The 26,916-nt window shown below is 60.1% G+C and carries 25 protein-coding genes and 1 riboswitch; of the genes, 18 read left to right on the forward strand and 7 right to left on the reverse strand.

Annotated features, from left to right (window positions below):
- Positions 1-28 precede the first annotated feature (28 nt).
- Positions 29-421, forward strand: a complete 393-nt coding sequence (gene rpsI / locus HY836_RS04860; protein WP_290674131.1) for a 30S ribosomal protein S9 — start codon at positions 29-31, stop codon at positions 419-421.
- Between the two features lie 126 nt (positions 422-547).
- Here the strand turns inward: rpsI and HY836_RS04865 are convergent, their stop codons facing one another.
- Positions 548-2,722, reverse strand: coding sequence for a S8 family serine peptidase (locus HY836_RS04865; RefSeq protein WP_290674132.1), 2,175 nt, complete (start codon positions 2,720-2,722; stop codon positions 548-550).
- Between the two features lie 256 nt (positions 2,723-2,978).
- On the opposite strand from HY836_RS04865, the gene argC reads away from it, so the two are divergent.
- The 4 genes from argC (at position 2,979) to erpA (ending at position 5,697) form a co-directional block, all read left to right on the forward strand.
- Positions 2,979-4,016, forward strand: coding sequence for an N-acetyl-gamma-glutamyl-phosphate reductase (gene argC / locus HY836_RS04870; protein WP_290674133.1), 1,038 nt, complete (start codon positions 2,979-2,981; stop codon positions 4,014-4,016).
- Positions 4,016-4,735 carry a DUF6776 family protein gene (locus HY836_RS04875; RefSeq protein ID WP_290674134.1) on the forward strand — a complete coding sequence of 240 codons (720 nt, stop codon included), beginning with the start codon at positions 4,016-4,018 and terminating at the stop codon, positions 4,733-4,735. Before argC ends, HY836_RS04875 begins: the two co-directional genes overlap by 1 nt.
- A gap of 122 nt (positions 4,736-4,857) precedes the next feature.
- Entirely contained in the window at positions 4,858-5,298 is a 441-nt protein-coding gene (locus tag HY836_RS04880) for a polymer-forming cytoskeletal protein (protein ID WP_290639076.1), read from the forward strand.
- A 21-nt stretch (positions 5,299-5,319) separates the two neighbouring features.
- A complete protein-coding gene (erpA, locus tag HY836_RS04885) occupies positions 5,320-5,697 on the forward strand; it encodes an iron-sulfur cluster insertion protein ErpA (RefSeq protein ID WP_290674135.1) in 378 nt (125 codons plus the stop codon).
- A 53-nt stretch (positions 5,698-5,750) separates the two neighbouring features.
- On the opposite strand, the gene HY836_RS04890 is transcribed toward erpA, so the two are convergent.
- Together HY836_RS04890 and HY836_RS04895 are read right to left on the reverse strand one after the other, a co-directional pair.
- Entirely contained in the window at positions 5,751-6,917 is a 1,167-nt protein-coding gene (locus HY836_RS04890; RefSeq protein WP_290674137.1) for an anhydro-N-acetylmuramic acid kinase, read from the reverse strand.
- Complete coding sequence (locus HY836_RS04895) at positions 6,914-8,329, reverse strand: M23 family metallopeptidase (protein ID WP_290674139.1); 1,416 nt, start codon at positions 8,327-8,329, stop codon at positions 6,914-6,916. Before HY836_RS04895 ends, HY836_RS04890 begins: the two co-directional genes overlap by 4 nt.
- A gap of 165 nt (positions 8,330-8,494) precedes the next feature.
- On the opposite strand from HY836_RS04895, the gene tyrS reads away from it, so the two are divergent.
- The 6 genes from tyrS to HY836_RS04925 all read left to right on the forward strand — a co-directional run bounded on the left by tyrS (position 8,495) and on the right by HY836_RS04925 (position 15,546).
- Positions 8,495-9,757: a tyrosine--tRNA ligase gene (tyrS, locus tag HY836_RS04900; protein WP_290674141.1), complete on the forward strand. Its 1,263-nt coding sequence runs from the start codon at positions 8,495-8,497 to the stop codon at positions 9,755-9,757.
- A gap of 67 nt (positions 9,758-9,824) precedes the next feature.
- On the forward strand, positions 9,825-10,694 hold the full coding sequence (locus HY836_RS04905) for a PEP-CTERM sorting domain-containing protein (RefSeq protein ID WP_290674143.1): 870 nt from the start codon (positions 9,825-9,827) through the stop codon (positions 10,692-10,694).
- A gap of 259 nt (positions 10,695-10,953) precedes the next feature.
- Positions 10,954-11,775: a PEP-CTERM sorting domain-containing protein gene (locus tag HY836_RS04910; protein WP_290674145.1), complete on the forward strand. Its 822-nt coding sequence runs from the start codon at positions 10,954-10,956 to the stop codon at positions 11,773-11,775.
- 533 nt (positions 11,776-12,308) lie between these two features.
- On the forward strand, positions 12,309-13,109 hold the full coding sequence (locus tag HY836_RS04915) for a PEP-CTERM sorting domain-containing protein (protein ID WP_290674147.1): 801 nt from the start codon (positions 12,309-12,311) through the stop codon (positions 13,107-13,109).
- Positions 13,110-13,365: 256 nt separating this feature from the next.
- Entirely contained in the window at positions 13,366-14,190 is an 825-nt protein-coding gene (locus tag HY836_RS04920) for a PEP-CTERM sorting domain-containing protein (RefSeq protein WP_290674149.1), read from the forward strand.
- 165 nt (positions 14,191-14,355) lie between these two features.
- Positions 14,356-15,546: an OmpW family outer membrane protein gene (locus HY836_RS04925; protein ID WP_290674151.1), complete on the forward strand. Its 1,191-nt coding sequence runs from the start codon at positions 14,356-14,358 to the stop codon at positions 15,544-15,546.
- A 283-nt stretch (positions 15,547-15,829) separates the two neighbouring features.
- Here the strand turns inward: HY836_RS04925 and HY836_RS18965 are convergent, their stop codons facing one another.
- Positions 15,830-15,955 carry a DUF4372 domain-containing protein gene (locus HY836_RS18965; protein WP_367114626.1) on the reverse strand — a complete coding sequence of 42 codons (126 nt, stop codon included), beginning with the start codon at positions 15,953-15,955 and terminating at the stop codon, positions 15,830-15,832.
- A gap of 361 nt (positions 15,956-16,316) precedes the next feature.
- Here HY836_RS18965 and HY836_RS04930 point away from each other — a divergent pair, with 361 nt between their 5' ends.
- From HY836_RS04930 to HY836_RS04940, 3 genes are all read left to right on the forward strand, one after another.
- Positions 16,317-17,084 carry a hypothetical protein gene (locus HY836_RS04930; protein WP_290674153.1) on the forward strand — a complete coding sequence of 256 codons (768 nt, stop codon included), beginning with the start codon at positions 16,317-16,319 and terminating at the stop codon, positions 17,082-17,084.
- Between the two features lie 338 nt (positions 17,085-17,422).
- Positions 17,423-18,157, forward strand: coding sequence for a hypothetical protein (locus HY836_RS04935; RefSeq protein ID WP_290674155.1), 735 nt, complete (start codon positions 17,423-17,425; stop codon positions 18,155-18,157).
- Positions 18,158-18,467: 310 nt separating this feature from the next.
- Complete coding sequence (locus tag HY836_RS04940) at positions 18,468-19,163, forward strand: hypothetical protein (RefSeq protein WP_290674157.1); 696 nt, start codon at positions 18,468-18,470, stop codon at positions 19,161-19,163.
- A gap of 47 nt (positions 19,164-19,210) precedes the next feature.
- Here HY836_RS04940 and HY836_RS04945 read toward each other — a convergent pair whose 3' ends face one another.
- Positions 19,211-19,822 (reverse strand): NTP transferase domain-containing protein, encoded by a 612-nt coding sequence (locus tag HY836_RS04945; RefSeq protein WP_290674159.1) that lies wholly within the window; start codon positions 19,820-19,822, stop codon positions 19,211-19,213.
- A 134-nt stretch (positions 19,823-19,956) separates the two neighbouring features.
- On the opposite strand from HY836_RS04945, the gene pdxH reads away from it, so the two are divergent.
- Complete coding sequence (gene pdxH / locus HY836_RS04950; RefSeq protein WP_290674161.1) at positions 19,957-20,607, forward strand: pyridoxamine 5'-phosphate oxidase; 651 nt, start codon at positions 19,957-19,959, stop codon at positions 20,605-20,607.
- Positions 20,608-20,623: 16 nt separating this feature from the next.
- On the opposite strand, the gene msrA is transcribed toward pdxH, so the two are convergent.
- Positions 20,624-21,190, reverse strand: a complete 567-nt coding sequence (msrA, locus tag HY836_RS04955; RefSeq protein ID WP_290674163.1) for a peptide-methionine (S)-S-oxide reductase MsrA — start codon at positions 21,188-21,190, stop codon at positions 20,624-20,626.
- Positions 21,191-21,273: 83 nt separating this feature from the next.
- Here msrA and HY836_RS04960 point away from each other — a divergent pair, with 83 nt between their 5' ends.
- Positions 21,274-22,158, forward strand: a complete 885-nt coding sequence (locus HY836_RS04960; RefSeq protein ID WP_290674165.1) for a YdcF family protein — start codon at positions 21,274-21,276, stop codon at positions 22,156-22,158.
- Positions 22,159-22,356: 198 nt separating this feature from the next.
- Here HY836_RS04960 and HY836_RS04965 read toward each other — a convergent pair whose 3' ends face one another.
- A complete protein-coding gene (locus HY836_RS04965; protein ID WP_290674167.1) occupies positions 22,357-23,949 on the reverse strand; it encodes a UbiD family decarboxylase in 1,593 nt (530 codons plus the stop codon).
- 319 nt (positions 23,950-24,268) lie between these two features.
- On the opposite strand from HY836_RS04965, the gene HY836_RS04970 reads away from it, so the two are divergent.
- Positions 24,269-25,309, forward strand: coding sequence for a lytic transglycosylase domain-containing protein (locus HY836_RS04970; protein WP_290674169.1), 1,041 nt, complete (start codon positions 24,269-24,271; stop codon positions 25,307-25,309).
- A 12-nt stretch (positions 25,310-25,321) separates the two neighbouring features.
- Positions 25,322-25,476, forward strand: a riboswitch (ZMP/ZTP riboswitch).
- A 60-nt stretch (positions 25,477-25,536) separates the two neighbouring features.
- Positions 25,537-26,787 carry a serine hydroxymethyltransferase gene (glyA, locus tag HY836_RS04975; RefSeq protein WP_290674171.1) on the forward strand — a complete coding sequence of 417 codons (1,251 nt, stop codon included), beginning with the start codon at positions 25,537-25,539 and terminating at the stop codon, positions 26,785-26,787.
- Positions 26,788-26,916: the final 129 nt, after the last annotated feature.

Here is a 26,916-nt window from a genome sequence, read left to right on the forward strand (position 1 = left end):
AGGCCCTGGAAATCTAAGGAGCGGCCACATGATTGGTAACTGGAACTATGGCACCGGCCGTCGCAAGTCGTCCGTCGCTCGCGTCTTCATCAAGAAGGGCACTGGCCAGATCATCGTCAACGGTAAGCCTGTCGAACAATATTTCGGCCGTCAAACCTCGATCATGGTCGTCAAGCAACCTCTGGTGCTGACCAACAACGTCGAACTGTTCGACGTCAAGGTCAATGTGCACGGTGGTGGCGAATCCGGTCAAGCCGGCGCTGTGCGCCACGGCGTGACCCGCGCTCTGATCGATTTCGACGCTACGTTGAAGCCTGAACTGAGCCGCGCTGGTTTCGTGACCCGCGACGCTCGTGAAGTCGAACGTAAGAAGGTCGGTCTGCACGGCGCTCGTCGCAGGAAGCAGTTCAGCAAGCGCTGATCCTTCTTGTTGTGTGTGGCTGGCGCCCGTCGCTGGTCACCTCAACACAAAAAACCCGCCCAAGGTCATGCCTTGCGCGGGTTTTTTCATGGCTGCACCGCAGGTGGCTGCGCGGCGCCTTCTCGTTCAGAAGGACTGGTTGAACCGCACGCCTGCAGCCAGTTGCGCAGGGGCGTTGGCGTCGTGGTCGGGGTGCACGCGCAGGGCGGCTACGGCGCTGATGGAGCTGGTGGCCGTCAGGCGCGTCGCATAGCGTGTCTCTGCGGTCCATTCGCGGGCCGTGGGCGCCAGGTTCACGGTGTGGGTGGCGTAGATCGGGGCGCCTGTATTCGGGTCAACGTCGGCGACCACGCTGTAGTTCAGGGTGCCGCTGCGCGCGCGCAGTGGCGCATTGATCGAGAAGCTCAGGCGATCATCTGCGCGCCAGCTGTTGGCGACCACCAGGCCCAAGCCAAAGCCATCGGCCCGAATGTCGGTCGCTGATGTGAGCAGGCCGCTGGCTGTGGGGGCGGTGGTGCGCGTGCGGCTGACCGAGCCGGTCACGGTCCAGTTGGCGCTGAGGGCCCAGGCGCCGCTGACGGTCAGGCCTGCTGTCCCCGTCTGTTGGTTCAAGCCCATTTGGGGTCTGGAGTAGCCGCCCAGCAAACCTTGTTCGCTCAACTGGCCCGTGGAAATATTCAGCGCTTGCGTGCCGTTGTCGTAGCCCAGCTCCATCAGGTTCACATCGCCTGAGGCGGCGTCATAGGCTTTGGATCTGATGGTGGCGAGCCGCCAGGACCAGTGCCCACGCAGCGGCAAGGACATTGATGCAAATTGATGTTTGGGTGCGAAGCCCAGCAATGGGTTGCCCAATGCATTGTCGGCGCCGCTGAGTCGCTGTGCCATGCTGGAGCCCATCAGGCCCAGGCTCATGCCTGACAGGCCACCATCGCCAGCACTGAAACTCAGTCCCGACGTGTGCTGCAGGATGACCATGGATGCATCACTGCGCTGCACATGGTTCCAGGCTTCGCCGCTGGTGTTCAATGCGCCCAGGCGGGGTTGCACTGTGTCGGTCTGGCGTGATTGCAGTCGCGTCAGGCGGCTGCCTGAGCGCAGTACCTGGTCAGCTGCGTCCAGCATGCGGTCGGGGCGGCCCAACACACTGTCCAGCGTCATCAGGCTACGCCCCATCATGGCGGCGCCTTCATCGCTGCTGTAGTTGCGTCCAAAGGCATCGAAGACCTGCGTCACCAGGCCTTTGAATGCGGAAGGCGTGCTGACACTGGGGCGGGTGCTGGTGACGCCCGGCGTGTTCAGCGACACCGTAGTGCGCCCACCGTTGGCCGTGCGATAGGTATAGCTGCCAATGGGGGAGAGGGCGCGATTCACGTTGACCAGGCCTCGGCCATACACGGCATCGACGCCAGGCGCACCCAGATCGTCGGCCGTATTGAGCAAAATGGATGCGACCTGATTGGCCCGCAGGTAGGGCCAGTAGCCGGTGATCAGTGCAGCCGCGCCGGAGACGGCGGGTGCTGCCATGGACGTGCCGCTGAGATATCCGTAGCCGGTGTTGTATGACGAGATGATGTTCACCCCTGGTGCCACGAGGAAGTACTGAGCGGTGTCACCGGCCTTGTTCGAAAACGATGCGAGACGCTTGTTGGCATCCACGGCCCCCACCACGATGAGGGTGCCGTTGGTCCAGGATTCCTTTGCATAGCGGCCGGGCCAGTCAGGCGTGGCGGCGCCGTCATTGCCTGCCGCCACGACCACAACGGCGTTGTTGCTTGCAGCAACGGCGCGCAGTGAGGCATCGCCAATGCCGGTTGGTGCGCCCAGGCTGAGATTGATCACGCGTGCACCATGTGCGGCGGCGTAGTCGATGCCCCGGTTGATGGAGGAGGCAGAAGCTGTGCCGCCGTTGAACACCTTGACCATCAGGATGCTGGCTTGGGGTGCTACGCCATACATGCCAGAGCCATTGCCGGCTGCAGCGGCGATGCCGGTCGTGTGCGTACCGTGCGCAATGCTGTCGGTGATGTCGCTGGAACCATCCACGGCGTTGTAGCCCGGCAGCAGTCTGCTGCCCATACTCTGGAATTCAGGGTTGGTCTTGTTGAGTCCGGTGTCGATCATCCCGATGATCACGCCTTGCCCCAGAATTCCCCGGTTGTGGATGTTGCGCATACCCAGCTGGTTGACGGTGGTGGACCAGCTGTACTCGGTTGTTGTGGGCGCAAACGTCGTTTGGGCGGCAGCCAGGTGGCAGGCGCTTGCCAGGGCGGTCAGGATGAAGAGTGAGCTAAGTTTGCGCATGGCCGGCAGCAAGGTTGGTGACGGTGGATAAAGGGCCACCGATCCCGTGGGTGCCTTGCTTTCGGATGTTGGAAGCCGAACTTGACGGATTGACGTGAAGGAATGCACACCCTTGCACGGTTTGTGATGCACGTCACGAATGAAGCCTTGAACAAGGCCCTGATCTGGTGGCAATTCATGCGATCGGGTCGAGAAGGCTCAGGAGTTTCCTAAAATGGCGGTTTTCCCTGATCGGGACGTATCAAGAGGATTTCAGATGATCAAAGTCGGCATCGTTGGTGGCACGGGCTATACCGGGGTGGAGTTGCTGCGTTTGCTGGCGCGGCATCCGCAGGTCCAGTTGCAGGCCATTACCTCTCGCAAGGAGGCCGGCATGCCAGTGGCGGACATGTACCCCAGCCTGCGCGGGCACGTTGATCTGGCCTTCGTGACGCCTGATGACGCCAAGCTGACCGAGTGCGATGTGGTGTTTTTTGCCACCCCGCATGGCGTGGCCATGGCTCAGGCGCGTGAACTGGTCAATGCCGGCGTCAAGGTCATCGACCTGGCAGCGGATTTCCGCTTGAAGGACACCGCCGTGTTCGAGCAGTGGTACGGCATGCCGCACAGCTGCCCGGATCTGCTGGAAGAGGCCGTTTACGGCCTGCCTGAGCTGAACCGTGAGGCCATCAAGAAGGCGCGCATCATCGGCAATCCAGGCTGCTATCCCACCTCGGTGCAATTGGGCCTGGCGCCTTTGCTCAAGAACAAGCTGGTCGAGCCCACGCACCTGATCGCCAACTGCGCCTCCGGGGTGTCGGGCGCTGGCCGCAAGGCAGAAGTCCACACACTGCTGGCCGAGGCCGCAGACAACTTCAAGGCCTATGGCGTCAAGGGCCATCGCCATGGCCCGGAGATCAACCAGCAACTGCGCGCCATCGCGGGCGATGACACGGTCAACTGCCTGTTCGTGCCGCACCTGCTGCCCATCATCCGCGGCATCCACTCCACGCTGTATGGTCGCCTGACGGCTGCAGGCCAGGCTGCTGATCTGCAGGCCATCTTCGAGGCGCACTATCAGGGTGAGCGTTTCGTGGACGTGCTGCCCGCGGGCAGCGCGCCCGAAACCCGCAGCGTGCGCGCCAGCAACACCGTGCGCATCGCTGTGCACAAGCCGCAGCCTGACACCGTGATGGTGCTGGTGGTGGAAGACAACCTCACCAAGGGCGCTTCTGGCCAGGCCGTGCAGTGCATGAACCTGATGTTCGGCTTTGATGAAAAGCTGGGCCTGGATCTCGTGCCGGTGCTGCCCTGATGCGCTGGCGGCTGATCCGGCGCCGGCTGTCCATCAGCTCACCGCGCATGGCGGTGCGCAGCCATCTGCCCTGGCCCCTGCGTTGGGCTGTGGCGGCCTTGATGCTGGGTTTTTCAGCGGCGCTGGCCTTGTGGGCCTTCGAGTTCGGCCGCAATATCGCTGGCTTGAGCCAGGACGGTCGCCAGTCTGGCGAGATTCTCACTCAGTTGCGTCAACAACTGGACGGCGCGCGGCATGAGCGCGATGCAGCCCAGGCCATCGCCAACTCTGCAGACAGCCTGTTGAAGGCCGAGCGCGTGACGCAGCAACGCCTGGCCGAGCAGGTCAAATCGCTGGAAACCGAGAACCTGGCGCTCAAGGACGACCTCGGTTTCTTCGAGCGCCTGTTGCCCGCCAGTGGCAGCGGCTTGTCTGTGCGAGGCCTGCAGGTCGAAACACCTGTGCCGGGCCAGTTGCGTTTCCAGTTGCTCATCATGCAGCAGGGTGGCCGCAATCAGCCGGAGTTCAAGGGGCGTGTGGAGTTGCTGCTCAGTGGTGTGCGAGATGGGCGCCCCTGGGCTGACACCGTGCCGCCTTTCACGCAGGCTCTGGCCTTCAAGCAATACAGGCGGGTGGAGGGGCAGGTGACACTCCCTGCGGGCAGTGTGGTCAAGCAAGTGCAGGTTCGCGTGCTGGACGAGGCCGGGCAGGTGCGGGCGGGGCAGGTCCAGCCCATGTGATGGGTGTGTGGTGGTTAAAGCTGCTTCATCTTGTGAAAAACGCCCGGTCAAGGCATTGACCTGATGTGACAAACGTGTAACCTCGACAGCTTTCGCCCACACTCTTGAACGAGGAAACCGTGATGTTCGGCTGGAAGAAGACCCCTCCCATTCGCACCCTGATCGGCGAAGGCACCGTGATCACGGGCGAGATCCGTTTCAGCGATGGCCTGCGCATTGATGGCGAGGTGCAAGGTAATGTGACCTGCACGGGTGATGCCCGTTCGCTGTTGGTCATCAGTGAAAAAGCCCGCGTCCATGGCAAGGTCAGGGCCGGGCATGTCATCATTAATGGTCTGATCGAAGGGCCTGTGATGGCCGAAGATCTGCTCGAATTGCAACCCAAGGCGCGCATCGTGGGTGATGTGCGCTACGAAGCCCTGGAAATGCACCAGGGCGCCACGATTGACGGTGAACTGCGCCCCCTGAAAACCGACGACAAACCCGCGCTGAAGCTCGCGGCCAGTTCCAACGGCCCCGTGACCACAGTGCAGCCGGTGATCGCGCAATCACAGAAGAATTGATTTTTAGTTCCGGAGAATGACATGACCGCTGTTGCCCAAACCACTGCTGACACCTTTGCTGCAGACGTTCCGGCGCCCATCATCTTCACGGACGCGGCTGCGTCCAAGGTCGCCGAGCTGGTGGCTGAAGAGGGCAACCCGGAGCTCAAGCTGCGCGTGTTCGTGCAGGGTGGTGGCTGCTCGGGCTTCCAGTACGGCTTCACCTTCGATGAAATCTCCAACGAGGATGACACGAAGATGGAAAAGAATGGCGTGACCTTGCTGATCGACGCCATGAGCCTGCAGTACCTGATTGGTGCCGAGATCGACTACAAGGACGACTTGGAAGGCGCTCAGTTCGTGATTCGCAATCCGAACGCCACAACCACATGTGGTTGCGGTTCCAGCTTCTCGGTCTGATCTGTCTTTGAGCGTCGGCGGGGTCTGAAACCGCTGGCGCTGGATCTACAGACTCAGCGAGCCGGGTACAGCGCTCCCAGTACGCGTTCGCCTCGTGCGCCGGTCACGCCTGGCACGTTGCCCGCCAGGCGATGGCAGTGGGTCCAGGCCAGCCAGGCAAACGCTGCGGCCTCTACTTGCATCACATCCAGCCCGTGGGTGTCCGAGCGCCCCACGCGCACACCTGGCAGTTGCTCACTGAGCCTGCGCATCAGGTCGCCGTTGAGCGCACCGCCACCACACACAACCACTTCCCCGGCGTCTGGCGCGTGATCGCGCAAGGCCAGGGCAGCGCTGCGCGCCGTCAGTTCGCACAGGGTAGCTTGAACGTCGTGTGCCAGATCGGTGTCTGACAGCGGGCCATCCGTCAGGCCATGAGGGCCCAGCCAACGGTTGAGCCATTCGGCATTGAACAGATCTCGCCCGGTGCTCTTGGGTGGGGCCAGACTGAAGAAGGGCTCCTGAAGCGCATCTTCCAGCCAGTCTTCTTTCACATCGCCGAGGGCGCCGAACTCGCCGTTAGCGTCATAGGCGTGGCCGGTCTGCCATTCGCACCACATGTCCAGCAAGGCGTTGCCGGGGCCGCAGTCAAAGCCCAGCGGTAATTCGCCCGGGCGCAAGATGCTGAGGTTGGCCATGCCACCAATGTTGAGCACGGCCACCGTCTGATCCGGTTTACCAAAGATGGCCTGATGGAAGGCTGGCACCAAGGGGGCGCCCTGGCCGCCGGCGGCCACGTCACGCGTGCGGAAATCCGCCACCACGTCAATGCCGGTCATCTCGGCCAGCAGGGCAGGGTTGTTGAGCTGGATGGTGTAGCCCTGATCGGGGCGGTGGCGTACGGTCTGGCCGTGGGCGCCGATGGCCTGAACTTCGCTGGGCAGCACGTCAGCGCTGGTGCAGATGGCCTGAACGACAGTGGCATACAGCACAGCCAGGGCCTGAGAGGCCAGCGCGCTGCGGTGAAGCTCATCCTCACCGGGGGTGTTCAGATCCAGCAGGGCCTGTCTCAACGTGGGCGGCAAAGGGCGGTGCGCGTGGGCCAGCATCTGCCAGTTGCCTTGCGCATGCCTCAGCAGCACGCCGTCCACGCCGTCCAGCGAGGTGCCGGACATCAGCCCGATGTACAGATCAGAAAAAAGCCCGCCAGGGCGGGCTGAGGGCTGGAGGTCCAGGCTCATTCGAACCGAGGGCCGGACTGGGCGCCCGCAAGTTGCCACTGGCCGGCTGCCTGGATGCTCTTGGCCACATCCACCGTGCGTTGGCGGAACTGGGCCAATGCCTGTGGTGACAGCACCTGGCTGTCGGATGCGCGCGCAATGGTCATCGGGTCTACCTGATGGCTGCCCAGCTTGAATTCGAAGTGAAGGTGCGGGCCGGTGGCCCAACCCGTGGCACCCACGGCACCGATTCGAGCGCCTTGTTCCACGCGTTGGCCCCGGCGAACATCAATGCGGCTCAAGTGCGCATACACCGTGGCACGGTCGCCGCTGTGCTGGATCTGGATCACATTGCCGTAGCCGTTTTGCTGGCCTGCAAAGCTCACGATGCCATCACCCACAGCACGCACCGGCGTACCTGTCGGGGCGCCAAAATCCACGCCCAGGTGGGCACGCCACTTTTGCAGGACCGGGTGGAAGCGCATCGCGAAACCGGAGGTCACGCGAGAAAACGCCAGCGGCGAAGCCAGGAAGGAGCGGGTCTTGCTGCGGCCTTGCAGGTCGTAGTAAGTGCCTTTTTTGCCGGCTTCCTGGAACCAGATCGCGTCGTGAACCTTGTCCTTGTTGATGAAGCGCGCGGCCAGCACCCGGCCAGCCGAGCCGCCCCAGGTCATGGGCTCGCCATCGGCCGTGTGGGCTTCATACAGCACGCTGAAGGCATCGCCCTTGCGCAACTCGCGACGGAAGTCGATGTCGTTGCCGAAAATTTCGGCCATCTGGTTGGTCACGCCATCGGGTACGTTGGCGTCATCAGCCGCCGCAAACAGGGACGACTGGATCGTGCCGGATGCCATCTGAGGCATCGTTTCCAGCAACACCAGTTCCTTGCGCACATTCCAATGAGCAGGCTGATGGCCTTCCTGAACGCGGGTGATGGTCAGGCGGGTGAAGTGGGTGTCGAAATCGTTGGTGGTGTCAGCCGGGCCGCGCACGATCAGTTCGCGCAACTGGCCGTTGTCGACCGTGGCCTTGACGGACTTGCCCGTGCGGCCTTGCAAGATGGTGCCGGCCACCGGGTCATTGCGGATGAACTGGGCAGTATCAAGGTCGTCCACACCCAGGCGGGCCAGCAGGCTGTCCACGGTGTCGGCCGGGCGCGTCACATCGCTGCGATACAGCACCAGGCTTTGCTCGTCCATGCGGGCGAGCTGAGCTGGCAACTCAGGCACGGCCACGGCTTCGTTGATCTGCGTGATGGTGGGCTGAGGGCCTTGAGGCAGGGAAGTCAGCGGGGCCACACCGAAAGCGGTGAAGGCCGAGCCAGCCAGCAGAGCGACGACAGCAGCGCTGACACGACGGGGGTGGCGGTGTGCAGCCGACTGAAATCGGCCAACGCTGGACTGCAATGCCTCTAGCAAGGTAGATGAAGTCAAAACTGAAATCCCATCCAGATGCGGTCTCGGGGGATGCTGTCCCCTAAAATCAGCCCGCGTTGCACTCACAGCACACGCCTGGGCACCCTCAAGTCGGGGAGTATATCCCCGCCTCTCCCCACAATTGGGGTGTCCAATCTGCTGATTTTCACCCATTGGTCACTCATGTCTCATACCGAAAAAGCACCCGAAGCCAAGCCTGACTACCCCGTGACGGACCGCGTGCGCGAAGCCCTGGCCGTGACCCAACGGGGTGTGGACGAGCTGTTGCCCGAGAACGAGTGGATCAAAAAGCTGGCCCGATCCGAGGCCACTGGCGTGCCGCTGCGCATCAAACTGGGGCTGGACCCTACCGCGCCGGACATTCATCTGGGCCACACGGTGGTGCTCAACAAGCTACGCCAATTACAGGATATCGGTCATTCCGTGATTTTCTTGATCGGCGATTTCACATCGCTGATTGGCGACCCCTCCGGCCGCAACACGACCCGCCCGCCACTGACGGCCGAACAGGTCAAGGCCAACGCCGAAACCTATTACAAGCAGGCCAGCCTGGTCCTGAACCCCGAAAAAACCGAGATCCGCTACAACAGCGAGTGGTGCGACGCCCTGGGCGCGCGCGGCATGATCCAGCTTGCCAGCCGCTACACCGTGGCGCGCATGATGGAGCGCAACGACTTCCATGACCGCTTCCATGCCGGCACCTCGATCAGCGTGCACGAGTTCCTCTACCCGCTGATGCAGGGCTATGACTCGGTGGCGCTCAAGTCCGACCTGGAACTGGGCGGCACCGACCAGAAGTTCAACCTGCTGATGGGGCGCCATCTGCAAGGCGAATACGGCCAGGAGCCCCAGTGCATCCTGACCATGCCCTTGCTGGAGGGGCTGGACGGCGTCGAGAAGATGTCCAAGTCCAAGAACAACTACATCGGCATCAGCGAAGCGCCCAACGACATGTTCGGCAAGCTCATGAGCATCAGTGATGACCTGATGTGGAAGTACTTCACCTTGTTGAGCTTCAAGCCCATGGCGGAAATCGACGTGCTCAAGGCCGAATGTGCCGCAGGCCGCAATCCGCGTGATGCCAAGGTCATGCTGGGCCAGGAAATCGTGGCGCGCTTCCACGGTGCCAGTGCGGCAGCCGGTGCATTGGATGATTTCAACAAGCGCGCCCGCGGCGGCATCCCCGATGACATCCCTGAGGCCGTCGTCGCTTTGCCCGAAGGCAGCGATGTGGTCGGATTGGGTGTCTTGTTGAAGCAAGTGGGTCTGGTGGCGTCTACCAGCGAAGCCATGCGCATGGTCGAGCAGGGCGGGGTGCGCATCGACGGGCAGGTTGTGAGCGACAAGGGCTTGCGCCTGACGGCCGGCCAGTTCGTGGTGCAGGTGGGCAAGCGGAAATTTGCCAAGGTGATCCTGGGGCAGTAAGGGGCCCAGGTTTGCCCCTGATAAACGAGATCAGCTGATCTAGTAGAGTGGGGTTAGGCAGCTGTCGATGGTCGGCCTGCCAACATTAACATCAGTGAGGATCAGTATGAAATTCGCAATCAAAACAATGGTTGCCGCCGCTGCATTGGTGGCCGTGGGCGTGGCTCAAGCGACGGTTGCAACCCTGACCGTGGGTGGCTCGATTACCACCGGTGGTTATTCGATCAATAGCTTGAGCGGTGAGGGCACTTTGACGTTCTCAAGCGCATTGATCGGTGCCTTGAACGCGGCCAAGCTTCAGGTGACCGCCGTGGCGCCGGCCACCACCCCCGTCATCTTCAAGACCAATGCGGCCACCCAAGTCATCTCGATTTCCTCGGTGTCAGCGACGGCGCCCGTTACGTCGCTGACTGGTGATTTCACCGGTATGGGGGTGACCGTTACCGGCGTTGCAACAGCCGGTGGCACGCTCCAGACTGCTGCCACGTCCAATATCGCGACCAACGGTGGCTCTTTGCAAATCACCAACCTGAACGTCGATCTCATCGCCAAGAGGGTTTACGCAGATCTGGTTGGCGGTAACGGCGTGGGCGCCAAGGCAAATGTTTACCTTTGGGATATCGCCCAGGTCACAGGGTCAACGTCCATTGACCTGTCCAAGTGGCCCTTGACTGGCTACGCCCAGAGTACGGTCAACAACACGCTGTCCGGCCTGACCATCAATGCCGCCGCGTTTGACCTGTTTGCGACATCGCTGGGGTTGACCGCCAATGGCATCACCTCGCTGAAAACCGTGACGGACTATGGCGTCATCAATTCGACGATCACGGTGTCTTCTGTGCCGGAGCCGGAAACGCTCGCACTGATGGGGTTGGGCTTGGCCGGTATCAGCTTGACCACCCGTCGTCGCCGCGCCGCTTGTCATCCTGTTGTTTGACGTGGTGACTTGTTGAAACAAACCGGACTGGTTGCGTCTGCCAGCCAGGCCGGGTGCATGGTCGAGCGGGGCGTAGTGGCTGGGTGCAATCGTTGATCCGTTAAATAGGGGGTGGGCTATCACCGATGGCGAGCTTGGCTCATGGCGGTAAAGTGGCCCTCGTGATGCAGCACCGCATCGTTCGCAGCAGAAGGGTTTGGGTCGCCTCCTGTCGTGTGATATGTCGCTGACTGGCCTGCTTAGAATCAGAGGGAACAAGATGAAATTTGCCATGAAGACTTTGATCGCCGCAGCCGCATTCTCTGTCGCGGGTCTGGCCAATGCGGCCAGCGCGACGCTGACCACTGGCACGTCCTTGACGGACCACGGCTTTATCTTGTCTGACCTGACCGGTTCGGGCACGCTGACCTTCTCGACCACGCTGATCGGCGCCCTGAACGCAGGTAAGGTCACCGTGACGGGCATCGCGCCGGCCACGGCTACCGTGGTGAACAAGACCAACGCCGCCACAGGCGTGGTGTCGATCTCGTCGGCTTCTGCCGCCGCACCGGTCACGGCCTTGACGGGTGACTACACTGCGACCAGCCTGAGTGTCACGAATGTGGCGACGGCAGGTGGCGCCTTCCAGAACGCTGCTGTCAAGAACATCGCAACCAACACCGGTTCGCTGTCGATCACGAATCTGAACGTGGACATCGTCAACAAGAAGGTTTATGCCGATCTGGTGGGCGCGAATGGCGTAGGTGCTCTGTCCCAAGTCTATCTGTGGGACATCGTGAACCCTATTGGCGGCAGCACCACATTCGGCCTGGACAGCATTCCAGCTGGTGGTGGCGTGGTGAGCTCCACCAACACGATTTCCGGCCTGAAGATCACGACCGATTCGTTCAACATCTTTGCGCAAGCCATGGGTCTGACTGCCAACGGCATCACATCGCTGAAGACTGTGACCGACTTCGGCACCATCGTGTCCACCATCAGTGTGAAGGTGACGCCTGTGCCGGAGCCATCCACCTACGCCTTGATGGGCCTGGGTCTGGTTGGCCTGGGATTGGCGGTGCGCCGCCGTCGTGCGAGCTGATTGATCGCGGTAGACCCGCTGGGAAACCGGCGGGTTGGTGTGCCCCTTCAGGGGTGTGCAAGAAAGGGCGTCCTGGTGGCGCCCTTTGTTCGTTTTGCAGTCCAATGAAACTCGCTTGCCATAACGGCAGGACTTCACGCTCGCGTGCGGCGCCTGTCTTGACGCCGTTGCGGTGCTCGCGCTCAATGTAGACCTGAATGTGGGCGTTTGGCCGTGCGTAAATTGGCCGAATGGTCATGGTGCGCGCGCGGCAAGTCCCCTGAAAGGCCATCGAGATCCGCTCAACGGCGACCGGTTCCCTGCTTAGGTACTTCCACTACCCTCGCCTGAGGGGGCGCGTTGCCAGTAGATGTCGCCGGGTTCACGGATTGTTGCAATCTACGGGATATCAGTCTTGTTCCGGGCTTTGGCTGCCCTCAAGATCTTGAGTGTGCAGATCGGTGAAGTCTGCGAGCACTTGGGGAGGGTGCGGACGCCCCTGGATTGCTTGAAGTCCTTTTTATAAAAAGGTTCGCGTAAGAGTGGAGATCACGATGAAATTTAATATGAAGAGCCTGGTTGTGGCCGCTGCCCTGGTGGCTGCTGGCGCCGCCAATGCTGCTGACCTGACCTTGACCCCCGGTGCTTCGATCACCGACCAAGGTTGGACCGTTTCCGGTCTGAGCGGTTCCGGTACGCTGTCGTTCTCGCCCTTGCTGCTGGAAGCCCTGGTAGCAGGTTCCGTGGCGGTGGCTGGCGTGGAGCCTGCTGACGTGCAAGTGGTTGGCGGTCTGCTTGACGGCTACTACGAATCGGTGAAGGCTGCTGCGCCGATTACCGCACTGACAGGTTCGTTTGACGGCACCACCGTGTCGGTCAACAAGGTGGCCACCGCTGGCGGCGCCTTGCAAACTTCCTACGCTGACGACTTCACCAATTCTGGTGGCTCGCTGGAAATCAAGAACCTGACCGTGGATCTGGGCGCCAAAATGGTTTACGCCGACTTGGTGGGCGGTAACGGCGTTGGCTCCGTGAACAACGTGGCGCTGTGGAACATTGGCACCATCACCGGCCCGACCTCCCTGGAAGCAGTGGAAGACACCATTACGGTGAAGAACACGCTGTCCAACCTGTCGATCACTGACGGTGCTTTCGCTCTGTTCATTCAGTCGCTGGGCATTTTGGAGGGTGGTTACGGCGTGCTGCAAAGCATTTCCGACTACGGCACGATCGAGTCATCGATCACCGTGACCGCTGCCAAAGTGACGCCTGCCGTGCCTGAGCCCTCCACCTACGCCCTGATGGGCCTGGGCCTGGTTGGCATCAGCCTGGTTGCCCGTCGTCGCGCCAAGTAAGGCGAGACAGGAGGTTGTAGCTGCTTAGGGGCAACCCCTCCCCTCGCTTGCGGGGGGCTGCGTGTGAAAAGTGCGCAGATGACACGGGCAGATACAACCTCTGGGGGGTTCCCCGATGCCAGCATCTGGCTCCCCCCGGTACAGTTAATCATCCGCAGACGATTTCGGGCTGCTAGGAAACAGAAGGTCAAGGTCGCTTCTGTTTTGACGACAAGTTAACTAATAGACAGACCTGTCTCACCAAGTGGAGATTTGAATGAAATTTGCAATGAAGACCCTGATCGCCGCAGCTGCTTTCACCGCCGCCGGTATGGCCAGCGCCGCCAGCGCCACCCTGAATGCTGGTGCCACTCTGGCTGTTCCTGGTTACACCCTGTCTGACCTGACCGGTTCGGGCACGCTGACCTTCTCGACCACCCTGATCGGCGCGCTGAACGCTGGTAAGGTCACCGTGTCGGGTATCGCACCAGCTACGGCCACCGTGGTGAACAAGACCAACGCCGCTACCGGTGTGGTGTCGATCTCCTCGGCTTCGGCTGCTGCCCCCGTGACTTCGCTGACCGGCGACCTCGTTGGCAACACCCTGACCGTGACCAATGTGGGCACGGCTGGTGGCGCGTTCCAGAACGCTGCAGTCAAGAACATCGCCACCAACACTGGCTCGCTGTCTATCACGAACCTGAACGTTGACCTGGTCAACAAGAAGGTGTTCGCTGACTTGGTGGGTGGCAACGGCGTTGGTTCGTTGTCGCAAGTGTATCTGTGGGACATCGTGAACCCCATCGTGGGCTCCACCACATTCACCTTGCCTGCAGCTGGCGGCGTGATGAGCTCCACCAACACGATCTCCGGCCTGAAGATCACGACAGCGTCGTTCGACCTCTTCGCTCAATCCATGGGTCTGACCGCTAACGGCATCACCTCGCTGAAGACCGTGACTGACTTCGGCACCATCGTGTCGACCATCAGCGCCAAGGCTACTGTTGCTACGACGCCTGCTGTGCCTGAGCCTTCGACCTACGCTCTGATGGGCCTGGGCCTGGTTGGTATGAGCCTGGTGGCTCGTCGTCGCGCCAAGTAATCTGGTGCGGGTCAGCGGCAGGCTGTAACAACAGGCTGCCGTTCGACCAGCCAAGCCGCTCGCATCATGTGTGAGCGGCTTTTTTCGTATAGCGGGCACACAATAAAATAGCCCGGCCGGACAGTTAGACAAGCAAGACAAGTTACTTCTCTTCCAGGAGACCGCATGAAAATTTCCAGCGTGGCTCGCAAAGCGACAGCCATCGTGGTGGCCATGGCAGCCATGGGTGCTGCATCCACCGCCTTTGCTCAGAGCAGCATTTTCCCGACAGGTTGGGACAATAAGGTTCGTGACCGGCTTTTCATGCGGTTGGGGTATACGCAGACGTTTACCAAGACCAAGTCGGAAGAGGCTCGGGATATTACGGGTAATGTTGTGAGTCTGCAAGATTTCCGAAATGCTTATAATCTAGGGAATTCTATAACTGTCACGTGCATGGCCGAGTTTGGTAATCAAGTTACTTATACGACGGACGAGTGTAATCGCTTGGCTGCATATGACAATCAGGATCCTGGAAATTTGTCGACAGATTACAGCCCATTCTATCAAGATTACGCATTTGATATTATAAGAAATAATGCGCTTGTCCCGCTGGGTCTTGGTGGGATTGGTACTCCAGCAGGCATCAAGGCAAGATCCCAAAAGTCTGTGGGCACGCCTACCATATCCCTTGGTTATTGGCTTGATGATGAGCAAAAGTGGTTGGTAGAGGCATTTGTGTTGGCCGCGCCGCTGTCAGTCAAGATCTATGGTGATGGCTTTCGGGATAATGGTACGGCAAACACTCTGAGTGGGCGTCATATTGCTACTACCAAGTTGTTGCCTCCTTTTGCTATTGCCAGCTATAACTTCGGTGATAAGCGATCTATCGTTCGGCCCTATGTTGGCGTAGGGGCAATGTATGCGATTTTCTTCGATGGCAAGACGACATCATTCTTTGATGAGTACCAAGGTGGTAAAACAACGCTGACCACGAAGAATACTTTTGGATTCGGTCCGTTTGTGGGTGTTCAGAGTCCCATTACTGATGCGTGGCATGTGAATTTGTCTATTGGGCAAATCGCATTGAAAACCACCTCTACGTTGGTAACGAGTGGCACTCAGATGGGGGCGAATTCTGCAGTATTGAATGATTTGCCTGCGTTGGTTCGTCAGGCGATCGCGGATGGGAATACATTTTGGACGGGCTCGACTGATCTTGGTTATCTTAATAAGGCATCCAATTTCACGGATGTAACGATGGAGTTGGTTAAGAGATCCAGAAATAATGCATCGGATCTCGGGACCTTTGTTCGCGAGCAAAAGATGAAAATCACAAACACGATCGTCACATTCAGCGTGGGTCGTAGCTTCTAAAGTCGATATGGAAATCGGTGCTTGCAAGCGAAGAGTTGCCGATTTAGTGACCAAAGCCTCGCCTCGTCTGGCGGGGCTTTTTTATTGGTGTGTACAGAATAGGCGCACTTCTGCGGAGTGAAATTTATCCGGCCGCACCGCTGGTTCTTGGGCGATAAAGCATTCAGGCCCCCGAGATCAGCCGCGGAGCCAGCGCTTGGTAGATGCGCCAGTCGTGCGAGTTCCTTGTATCGGCCACAGCTTCGCGCACATCGTGTGGCGCCTTCCATCCTATTTGGAGCAGCTAGCCACGATTGGCTGCCAGGCAGGCTTCGACGTCCCGCAGCGATTCGCTCCATGGCAGTTGGGCAAACGCCATGACGCGAAACATGTCTGCACACACCCAGGGTGCGATCCTCCGCATCGCCATCGTGGCAGTCGATGACGCGCGAGAAGATCTCGCAAGGAATGAACTCCATCACCTACGCGAGTTGTTTCCCTCCGACATTCATGCGCCGTCCCGGGGCGTTGAAAACCCCAAAACATCGCAGATGAGCGCAACGAAATTCGAATCTTGGCCCCCATGAATTCTCCTCGGCCCGCACCAGCACTGGCGTTGCTACGTCGCGAAGTCAAGTGATTCGGACACAACTGAAGTTCAATCAAGAGTCAAGCCCTACGCAAGGGGGAAGCAAAAGCCATTGTGTGAAATCATTTATTTCATAAAATGAAAATCGCAAGCAGAACTTATCTGCTTGCGTTTATTAACCTATTAATACAGGGATCGTTTCATGAAAAAAATTCTGTTTCAGGGCTTGGCGCATGTCGCCGTGAGTTTTTCCGCGTGCAGTGCGTTCGCAGCACCCGTGACGGTCACATCGGGATCCACAACAGGGGTTCAAATCGTGGAGCCGTCATATGGTCAGATCAAGATCAGCCCAACGGGCATCGGTATGATGAACGCGCTCAAAATCAGGGACTTCAGTGCATCAAATGGCGCCTCTGTAACCTTGGCTCAACGCACCCATCCGGTGACGGGTGTCACGAGTTGGACCAGTTTGGCGTTCAACACCTCGCTTCAAACGTTCACATTTGATGACGGCAGTAAGGCGCTTCTCAATGAGGGCTTCAAGGGGAGTATCAAGTTGGTCGCACCAGCAGCGACTTACCTCACCACAGGTGGCGAGTTGACGATCAGCGACTTGCGCGTAGATTTCCTGACCAAGACGGTGTATGCGACTGTGATGGGTGCGAATGGTGTTGGCAGCAGAGTCAACGTCGCACTGTGGGGCTATAGCTCGATTTCAGGTCATCAAGCCTACCCAGGCGGCAACGTTCAGACGACGGTGTCTCCGCTTCAACTGACCGCTGAGGGCTTCAACATCTGGGCTCAAAGCTTGGGCTATACCTACAACGGTCGCGTATCACTGAACTCGGTCAACCAGCAGTCGACGGGCTTTGGCTCACTAACCGTAACGGTTAGCACAAATGGCGCGCTGCCCCCGCCGGTGACGTGCGAGAACCCTTCAGCTGCGGCACCCGCCACTTCACCGTTCTGATGGTCGGCACGGCTTGGCCGTGCCCCTTGTCCCACAGGAAAGGCTTCCTTGATAGGGGGCCTTTTAGCCTTGTGCCTGAACACGACAAATACCCGATCAATTTGTCCTCGGGAAACCCCTGAAGACAGGTGGAATCCCGCATGGGACCCCCTGTTCAGCGGGGGTGGGTTTGCACTTGGAATCGTGTGTTTTGACGCATCTTGATGTGGTTGACCCCTTATTTGCGGGGGGGTGGAAAAGCGGTCGAATGGACATCATTAACTCACCGCTGACCGATCACCGTTCACCGAGTTGTGATCCGAGATTGATCCGGCCTTCACCACCAAAGGAGCTTGATTATGAAGAAGTCTTTCGCTGTTCGTTCCATCGCTGTTTCCGCATTCCTGGCCGCCAGCGCCATGTCAGCTCACGCAGATCTGACCATCCCCTTCGACTGGACGCAATCCAACTCGGTCCAGAAGTTCCCTGTTGCCGCCCTGCAGTCGTTTGACCTGGTTTACCTGCAAGTCGCCGCCAAGGGCAACGCCACTTCGCTGGGCGATGTGCCTGAAGGCCTGGAAGTGCCCAATGCACAGTCTTACAACTTCCCCGTCACGCAGATCGTGATCGGCTCGAAGCTGAACATCGCTGCAGGTTCCGCTGTGGGTTCCGCTCTGCGTTTCCGCGTTGCTGACGACAATGGCATCTGGAACGGTCTGACCCTGGCCAACTTCACCATCGACTATGTGAAGAAGCAAGTCACGGCTGACGCAACCCCCACGACCCAGGATGCGGCCGTTGAAGGTGCTCCGGAAGTGGTTGTTGGCGCCGCCAAGCGTATCGCCATCTACAACTTCAACCTGGCTACGCCTCTGGCTCTGAAGTACAAGTTCCCCCTGACAGTGACCGGCCATGAAGTGCTGGACCAACTGAAGCTGACGCCTGAAGCCAAGGTTGCCATGACTGACGGCCTGAAGCTGCCTGAGTTCGCTGTCGTTCAGCTGGATCAAGACTTCGGTACCCTGACCCAGGACATCAGCACCAACACCCGCAAGCCCAAGCTGGCTTCGAACAAGCCTTACATCGTCAAGTAAGCACAACTGTCTATCAGTTGAGGCGCCGCCCTCTATCGGGGGGCGCCACACGCGCAGGCGCGCTGCTTTTGCAGCGCGCTTTTTTTATTTCACGCGGTGAATTTTGGGGGCGTTTGGGGGAATCCCTTGGTTTTGGCCCAGCTGAAGGCCTGGGGTTTGTACGAGTTCGTGTGACTTAGTTAGCGCTTGATCAAGGCCCGGCACTCATCCAGGGGGGGAGTCGAGCGCGGTCGTTAGCCCATTATTACTACATCGCACAACGCAATGTGTGAACAACAAATCACCACCTCACTCACACCAAGGATCCCGTATGAAGTTGAATTTCCGCTCGATCGCTGTTGCCTCCGCCCTGGGTGTTGTCGCACTGTCGGCTCAAGCCGGCCTGACCATTCCAATCAACGGCACCGTCTCCAACTCGGTGCAGAAGTTCCCTGATGATGTGCTGGCCATGATGGGCCTGGCTTACGTCAAGATTGAAGCCCGTGGTACCGCCACGCCCGTTGGCACCGTGTTTGAAACCGAAGGCCAGTCAAACGTCAACGCCTTCAACATGCCTGTCACCAAGATCGTGATCGGTACCAAGCCCCTTATCGCTTCCGGTTCTGCCGTCGGTTCGGCACTGGTTTTCTCCCGCTATGACGTGGACACGGGCGAGCGCTTCCTGCAGTTGACGCTGGCCAACTTCACGATTGACTACGGGCGCAAGCAAGTGCTGGCTGACGTGACGCCTCTGGGTGGCAGCACGGCCAAGCAGCAGGCCATCTACAACTTCAATGTGGCCACTCCTCTGGGTCTGAAGTACAAGTTCCCCCTGTCGATCACGGGTCACGAAGTGTTGGACAAGTTGATGCTGACGCCTGAGACCAAGGCTTCCTACACGAACGCCCTGGAACTGCAGGTCTTCGAAACACCAACGCTGGACATGGATTTCGGTACCCTGACGCAAGACATCAGCCTGAAGCTGCGCAGCCGTCCGGTGTCGACCAAGCCTTACGTTGCCAACTGATCTATTTGGTGTGATCGACCCGGTCAGGATGGCCGGGTGACGCAAGGTCAAAGGGCATGCCGTGAAAACGGTGTGCCCTTTGTCATTTCCAGAGCGTCTTGATGCGCCGTGTCACTGTGCATCAAGACCCCGGGGTCATCCACGTCAATGCCTTCTGCGGGATACCGGCTTGTCAGCCGGTAGAGATCCCTGTCGATATCCAGGTGAATCAACTCAGAAAACAGTTCGCGACCAAAACCCATCGGGTGTCCGCGTCTTGCTCTATATTGCGGATAGGCAATCGGGTAGGTCTGCACGGCACGGGAGACGAGTTGGAGCGTATCTGCTTGCAGCATGGGCATGTCGCCTGGCAATACGAGCCAGCCGGCAGCCTGAGAGCTGGCATGCACGCCGGTCGCCACTGCCTGCGCCAATGGCGTGAGGTCGGTCGCTGATGTCTCGGGCATGTCCACCAGACAGTTGTGCGGCAGCAAGTGGCGGGCTTGATCGTTGATGGCTTTGGGGGCGACCAGCACCATGGGCAACTGGCAAGCCAGAACGCGGTGCAGCGTGGACTGCAAAACCCCAAATGCAGCAATCGGATCGCCGCGGAGGCGATGAAACGGCACACCTTCTGGCACAGATGGTGGCAGGATGATCACTGTGGCGCGGTTATTCATATGGCTGCCTCTTGCAACAAAGTGTGACTGCCTTTGCTGCACTGCACCACCGAGGCATTACTTAGGGGCATACCCGCGCGCGGATTTGATCCCCGTCATTTCAGGTGGCAATAGAACTGGCCGATACTTTGAATATGGACAAGACACCGCACGATCTGGCGCAAATGCGCAAAAGCTATGAACAAGCCGAACTCGATGAGTCGCATGTTCTTCCCCAACCGATCGACCAGTTTCACCATTGGTTTGATGAGGCGGTGAAAGCGAAAGCGCTGGAGCCCAACGCCATGACGCTGGCCACAGCCAGCGCAGATGGTCGACCGTCAACCCGCGTGCTGTTGCTCAAGGGGGCGGACGCGACGGGCTTGGTCTGGTTCACGAACTACGCCAGCCGCAAGGGGCAGGATCTGTCTGCCAACCCGATGGCGGCCATGCAGTTCTTCTGGCCTGAGTTGGAGCGCGTGGTGCGCATTGAGGGCCGCGTCGAGCGTGTGTCGGATGAAGAGTCTGACACCTACTACCGCAGTCGGCCGGCCGGTTCCCGCATCGGGGCCTGGGCATCACCGCAGAGCCAGGTTCTGGTGTCTCGCGACGTGCTGGAGGCTGCCTGGAAAGCGCAGCAGGCCAAGCTGGGAGAAGACCCCCCGCGCCCTGCGCATTGGGGGGGCTACCGCCTGATCCCGGATCACTGGGAATTCTGGCAGGGCCGCAGCTCTCGGCTGCACGATCGCATCGCCTACGAACTGCAGGCCGATGGTTCGTGGCTGATTCAGCGTCTGGCGCCCTGAGTCAATTTTCAGTCACTCAGTTGGGCTTCAGCAGGTCTGTGAAGGTCTTGCGGAACTTGTCCACCTTGGGTGAAATCACCACGGCGCAGTAACCCTGACCGGGGTGCTGCTCGAAGTAGCGTTGGTGATAGGCCTCGGCCGGGTGGTAGTTCGCAAGGGGCGCCACCTCGGTCACGATGGGGTTGTTGAATACCTTGCTGATGGCCAGGTGTTCGATCATGGCTCTGGCCTGCAAGGCTTGCTGCGCGTTGTGCGTGTAGATGCCCGATCGATATTGTGTGCCTTGGTCGTGCCCTTGGCGATTCAAGGTGGTCGGGTCGTGGATCGCGAAAAACACTTCCAGCAATTGCTGGTAGCTGACCTGGCTCGGATCAAAGCGCACTTGCACCACTTCTGCGTGGCCGGTGTGGCCTGAGCAGACGTCTTCATAGGTCGGGCGCGGGTGTTGGCCGTTGCTGTAGCCGGACTCTGCCTCGATCACGCCTTGCAACTGGTTGAAAACGGTCTCGATGCACCAGAAGCAGCCTCCGGCAAAGGTGGCCAGTTCGAGGTTTGTGCGCTCAGTTTGGGGGGATCCGGTCATCGCCTGATTTCCATTGCTTAGACTCCCCCCACTGTATCCAAATGGCGCGCATGTTGCTCGCGCCCTGGTTCGGGAGGTCTCGGATGAATGATTGGGGTGTGTACAAGCCTATCCTGACGGCGCTGGTTTTGCCGCCCGTGCCGTTCTTGCTGCTGATTCTGATCGGCGCCAGATTGATCTTGCCTCGTCGTGGGCTGGGTTACATGGTGCTGCTGGTGGGGGTCACCGGGGTGTGGCTGTCGAACTGCCAAGGCGTGGCGGTCTGGCTGCAGGATCGCGTGCTTCAGCCCCCGCAGGCGCTGGCTGCGGCTTCGCTGGGACGACTCGAAGGTGTCGGGCGGCAGTATGTCCAGCGCGATGTGGCCGCAGGAGGGCGCAAGGGTGGTCGCATGTTGAGCAGCGTGGTGCCGCCTGCGGCCATCATCGTGCTGGGTGGTGGGCGGGACGCTTTGTCGAAGGCCTACGGCACGGCTGACTTGACGCCGTATTCGGCTGAGAGGTTGCGCTATGGCGTGTGGTTGGCCAGGCGCACGGGCTTGCCTTTGGGCTTCACGGGCGGCGTGGGCTGGGCGCAGCGCGGCGATGAGGGCTCCACCGAAGCGGACATCGCCGCGCACATGGCGCGGGATATGTACGGCTTGAACATGCGATGGATCGAGTCCCGGTCTGCGGATACGCGTGGCAATGCAGCCTTGACCATCACGATGCTGGCGGATCAGCGTGTGCCCGAGGTGGTGATCGTGACAGACGCTTTCCATATGCCGCGCGCCAGGCGGGACTTTGAGCTCGCAGCCCAGCGCCATGCCGACATGCATCCCGGCGAGCCTGTGATCAAGGTGACGCCAGCGCCGATGGGGTTCTGGCAGCACGAGGAGCGATCGTTGTTTGACTGGATGCCCTCGGCCGCAGGTGGGGCGGGGGTGCGCATGGCCCTCAAGGAGTGTTTGGCTGCCTTGTTGAAAGTGTGAGCGCACAAAGAGAAACCCCCGGACTAAGCCGGGGGCTGGAGCGGCACGCGGGCCGTCCGAGGAAAGGGCAACATGGGCTTGCCACTTCCCAAGACGCAGTGACTGCGTCCCTTTAGGTTGCCTGCCTAGCAGACGTGTTCAGATTAGTTCAAGCGGTGCTTCAGCGCAAGCCCATTCGTCAGTTGGGGCTGATCTCACTCAAGCCTTTTGACCAAGAATGCGCGAAACGATGTCGTCCACACGGGCGTTCACGGCGTCGGGCATGGTGATCGTGCGACCCCATTCGCGACTGGTTTCGCCGGGCCATTTGTTGGTGGCATCCAGGCCCATCTTGCCGCCCAGGCCACTGACCGGCGAGGCGAAGTCCAGGTAGTCGATCGGGGTGTTTTCCACCAGGGTTGTGTCCCGAACTGGGTCCATGCGGGTGGTGATGGCCCAGATGACTTCCTGCCAGTCACGGATGTTCACGTCGTCATCACAGATCACGATGAACTTGGTGTACATGAACTGACGCAGGAAGCTCCACACACCAAACATCAGGCGCTTGGAGTGCCCCGGATAGGCCTTCTTCATGCTGATGATGGCCATGCGGTAGCTGCATCCTTCGGGTGGCAAATAGAAGTCCACGATCTCGGGGAACTGCTTTTGCAGGATGGGCACGAACACTTCATTGAGGGCCACGCCCAGCACGGCAGGCTCATCAGGGGGCTTGCCTGTATAAGTAGAGTGGTAGACCGGATCCTTGCGGTTGGTCATGCGCTGCACTTCAAAGACGGGGAACCAGTCCTGCTCGTTGTAATAGCCGGTGTGGTCGCCGAAAGGGCCTTCCAGTGCGTGCAGGTAGCCGCCGCGCTCCATCAAAGGCACGCCGTGTTCGCTCATACCTTTGTAGCCCGCAGCTGCCGTGGGGATGTGCCCTTCGAGCACGAACTCGGCACTCGATGGCACTTGCAGCCATTGGTCGCCTTCACCTACATCTGTATTGACGACTTCGGTACGGCTGCCGCGCAGCAGGCCGGCGAACTGGTATTCACTCAATGAGTCGGGCACGGGGGTGACGGCACCGAGGATGGTGGCGGGGTCTGCACCCAGGGCCACGGCAATGGGGAAGGGCTTGCCGGGATTGGCCAGTGCGAACTCCCGGAAATCCAGCGCACCACCGCGATGGGCCAGCCAGCGCATGATCAACTGGCGCTTGCCGATCAACTGCTGTCTATAGATACCCAGGTTCTGTCTGCGACGTGGATTGGGCACGTTCTGTGGGCCGCGCGTGACCACCAGACCCCAGGTCAGCAAAGGGGCTGCGTCATCGGGCCAGCAATGCTGAATGGGCAGCTCGGTCAGGTCCACCTCGCTGCCTTCGCGCACTTCGGCCTGGCAGGGCGCACTGCGCGTGGTGGAGGGTTTCATGTCCCACAGGGCCTTGGCCATCTGCAGCAGCTTGCCGGCGTCCTTCAAACCGCGTGGCGGCTCGGGCTCCTTGAGGCTGGCCAGCACGCGGCCAATATCACGAAGCTCGCTCACGTCATCGGCGCCCATGCCCAAAGCCACACGCCGAGGTGTGCCAAAAAGGTTGGCCAGAACCGGTACTTTGTAACGATCTGCGTTATTTTGGCCACTCTTTTGAGGGGGTACAGGGTGCTCGAACCACAAGGCCGGGCCGCCTGCGCGCAGCACCCGATCGCTGAGCGCGGTCATCTCCAGGTACGTAGAGACCGGCTCTGGGACGCGCTGGAGCTCGCCCAGCCGTTCCAGACCGGCTACAAAGTCACGCAAATCACGGTATTTCATCATTTGAAGTTATAAGGAATGACTTCTATATGCTTGACTGGTTATTACAGGCCTGCCTAGAATCCGCCCCGAACGAACCCGGCTTGAGTTTTTCCGGGTTTCCCCTTGTGTGCCTCTGTTGGGGCACCACGCTGCCAGCCCTGGCGGTTCCTTGGGGTCTGCTGATGTTTGGCAGGCCTTTGTTGATGGTGAGTGTGCTTGCACCGCGCCCACCATCGTTTCGAGCCGGGGCCATTATCACTGGCGCTGAAGGGGTGCTTTGGCATATGGCCCTACGGCCAGCCGAGGCGCTCTGAGGCGACGTGAGGAAAGGAGAAGCATGACAGCGTATGAACGTGCTGCGACGAGCCTGGAGTTCGTGGCAATTGGTGCTGATGAAGTTGAGCAGTCCCCCAAGGCAAACCGCAAGGTGGCCGGTCTGCGTTCGCCTGGCGTTTTGTTCGTGCAGGATGTGGTGGAAGGTGTGCGTTGTGTGAGCCACAACGCCTTGGCCATGGTGGGTCTGACCGCCGTGGTGCTTGCGCTGTTCCTGACAGGCCGTGCCGATGTGCGCTACAGCCTGGAAGGGCAGGCGCTGACCTGGTTGATGGAGCGTGCCAACCTGCGTGCAGGCGTTGCCGGTGAAGAATCTGGTGATGCCGACGGCGCTTTGCTGGCCATGGCTGAACCCGAGGCCATTCAGCGCGCGACGGCGACCAACCCGTCCGAGCTGAACCGCCAGCAGTCCGCTGTGGCCTACTGGATCGCGCGCCGCTACAACGTGGCGCCCGAGCCCATCAGCCGACTGGTCCAAGAGGCCTGGGATGTGGGCCGCCGTGTGAACCTGGAGCCGACGCTGGTGCTGGCCGTGATGGCCATTGAGTCTGGTTTCAACCCGTTTGCCCAAAGCCATGTGGGTGCGCAAGGCCTCATGCAGGTCATGACGCGCGTTCACCACGACAAGTACAAGATCTTTGGTGGGCAGAACGCCGCCTTTGATCCCGTGACCAATTTGCGTGTGGGTGTGCAGGTTCTCAAGGAGTGCATTCAGCGTGCGGGCAGCCTGGAAGGCGGCTTGAAGTACTACGTGGGCGCAGCCAATCTGGTGGACGATGGTGGATACGCCTTCAAGGTGCTCGCCGAGCAGGGCTTTTTGCGTCAGGTTGCCAATGGCGTGAAGCTGCCGGTGACGGTGTCCGCGCCCCAGGCGGTGGTGCAAGCTGAGGTGCCGCCTGTGATGGCACCAGCGCCCGCGGCCAAGGCGGGGTCAGCCGCAGCGAGCCCCGCTGGTATTCAGCCCGTGGCGCCCGCTGCCAGCGACGTGGCGCCTGTGCCTCATCGCACCGAGCAAGTTGCGCTGCTGACGCCGACCGCTCACTGAGATTACAATCCGTTCCAGCCGCGCAACTGGCGATACATGGTGGGGTGCTGATCAGCGCTCTTGCCTGAGGTGGTGAACCACCGGGAAGCGCGGCCAGCCCAAGGGGCTGTTCAGTCATTGGACTGATGATGCCCGGGCTGAGTCAGCCGTTCGCCTGGGCAGCCCTCACACTTGGCTTTGTCGAGCCAATGCTGCGGGACTTCAACCTAGAAGAGGACTGCCAAGTCATGTTTGACCGTGCCCAACACACTATTGCCAACGTTGATGCTGAACTGTGGGCTGCCATCCAGGCAGAAAACCAGCGTCAGGAAGATCACATCGAGCTGATCGCCTCCGAGAACTACACCTCGCCCGCCGTGATGCAGGCGCAAGGTTCTCAACTGACCAACAAGTACGCTGAAGGCTATCCAGGCAAGCGCTACTACGGCGGTTGCGAAAACGTCGACGTGGTCGAGCAACTGGCCATCGACCGCCTCAAGCAACTGTTTGGCGCCGAGTACGCCAACGTGCAACCCAACTCCGGTTCGCAAGCCAACCAGGCCGTGTTCTTCGGTCTGCTGCAACCCGGCGACACCATCATGGGCCTGAGCCTGGCTGAAGGTGGTCACCTGACGCACGGCATGCCGCTGAACATGTCGGGCAAGTGGTTCAAGGTCGTGTCCTACGGCCTGAACGCCCAGGAAGACATCGACTACGACAAGATGGAAGCCCTGGCTCGTGAACACAAGCCCAAGCTGATCATCGCGGGTGCCTCGGCCTTCGCCTTGCGCATCGACTTCGAGCGCTTTGGCAAGATCGCCAAGGAAATCGGTGCCTACTTCATGGTGGACATGGCCCACTACGCCGGCCTGATCGCCGCGGGCGTGTACCCCAACCCCGTGCCTCATGCTGACGTGGTCACCTCGACCACCCACAAGAGCCTGCGTGGCCCTCGCGGCGGCATCATCCTGATGCGCGGCGAAGAAATCGCCAAGAAGATCAACAGCGCCATCTTCCCTGGTATCCAGGGCGGCCCGCTGATGCACGTGATCGCCGGCAAGGCTGTGGCTTTCAAGGAAGCCCTGTCGCCCGAGTTCAAGACCTACCAACAGCAAGTGGTGAAGAACGCCGCTGCGCTGGCTGACACCCTGACCAAGCGCGGCCTGCGCATCGTGTCGGGCCGCACTGAAAGCCACGTGATGCTGGTGGACCTGCGCCCCAAGAACCTGACGGGCAAGGAAGCCGAAGCCATCCTGGGTGCAGCGCACATGACCTGCAACAAGAACGGCATCCCCAACGACCCGCAAAAACCGATGGTGACCAGCGGCATCCGCCTGGGCTCGCCAGCTTTCACCACGCGCGGCTTCAAGGAAGAGCAAGCGGTGCAAGTGGGCAACCTGATTGCCGACGTGCTGGACAACCCGCACGACGAAGCCACCCTGGCGCGTGTGCGTGAACAGGTGGCTGCACTGACCCGTCAGTTCCCGGTTTACCGTTGATCTGATTGCGCTGATGCGTGACTGACAAACCCGGCTAGGATCAAGGTCCGAAGCCGGGTTTTTTACTTCGTTCTTTGCAGGGAGTTGAAGACACGATGCGTTGCCCTTTTTGCGGTCATCACGACACAC

This window comes from Aquabacterium sp. (genome assembly GCF_016234775.1).
Taxonomy (GTDB): domain Bacteria; phylum Pseudomonadota; class Gammaproteobacteria; order Burkholderiales; family Burkholderiaceae_C; genus Aquabacterium.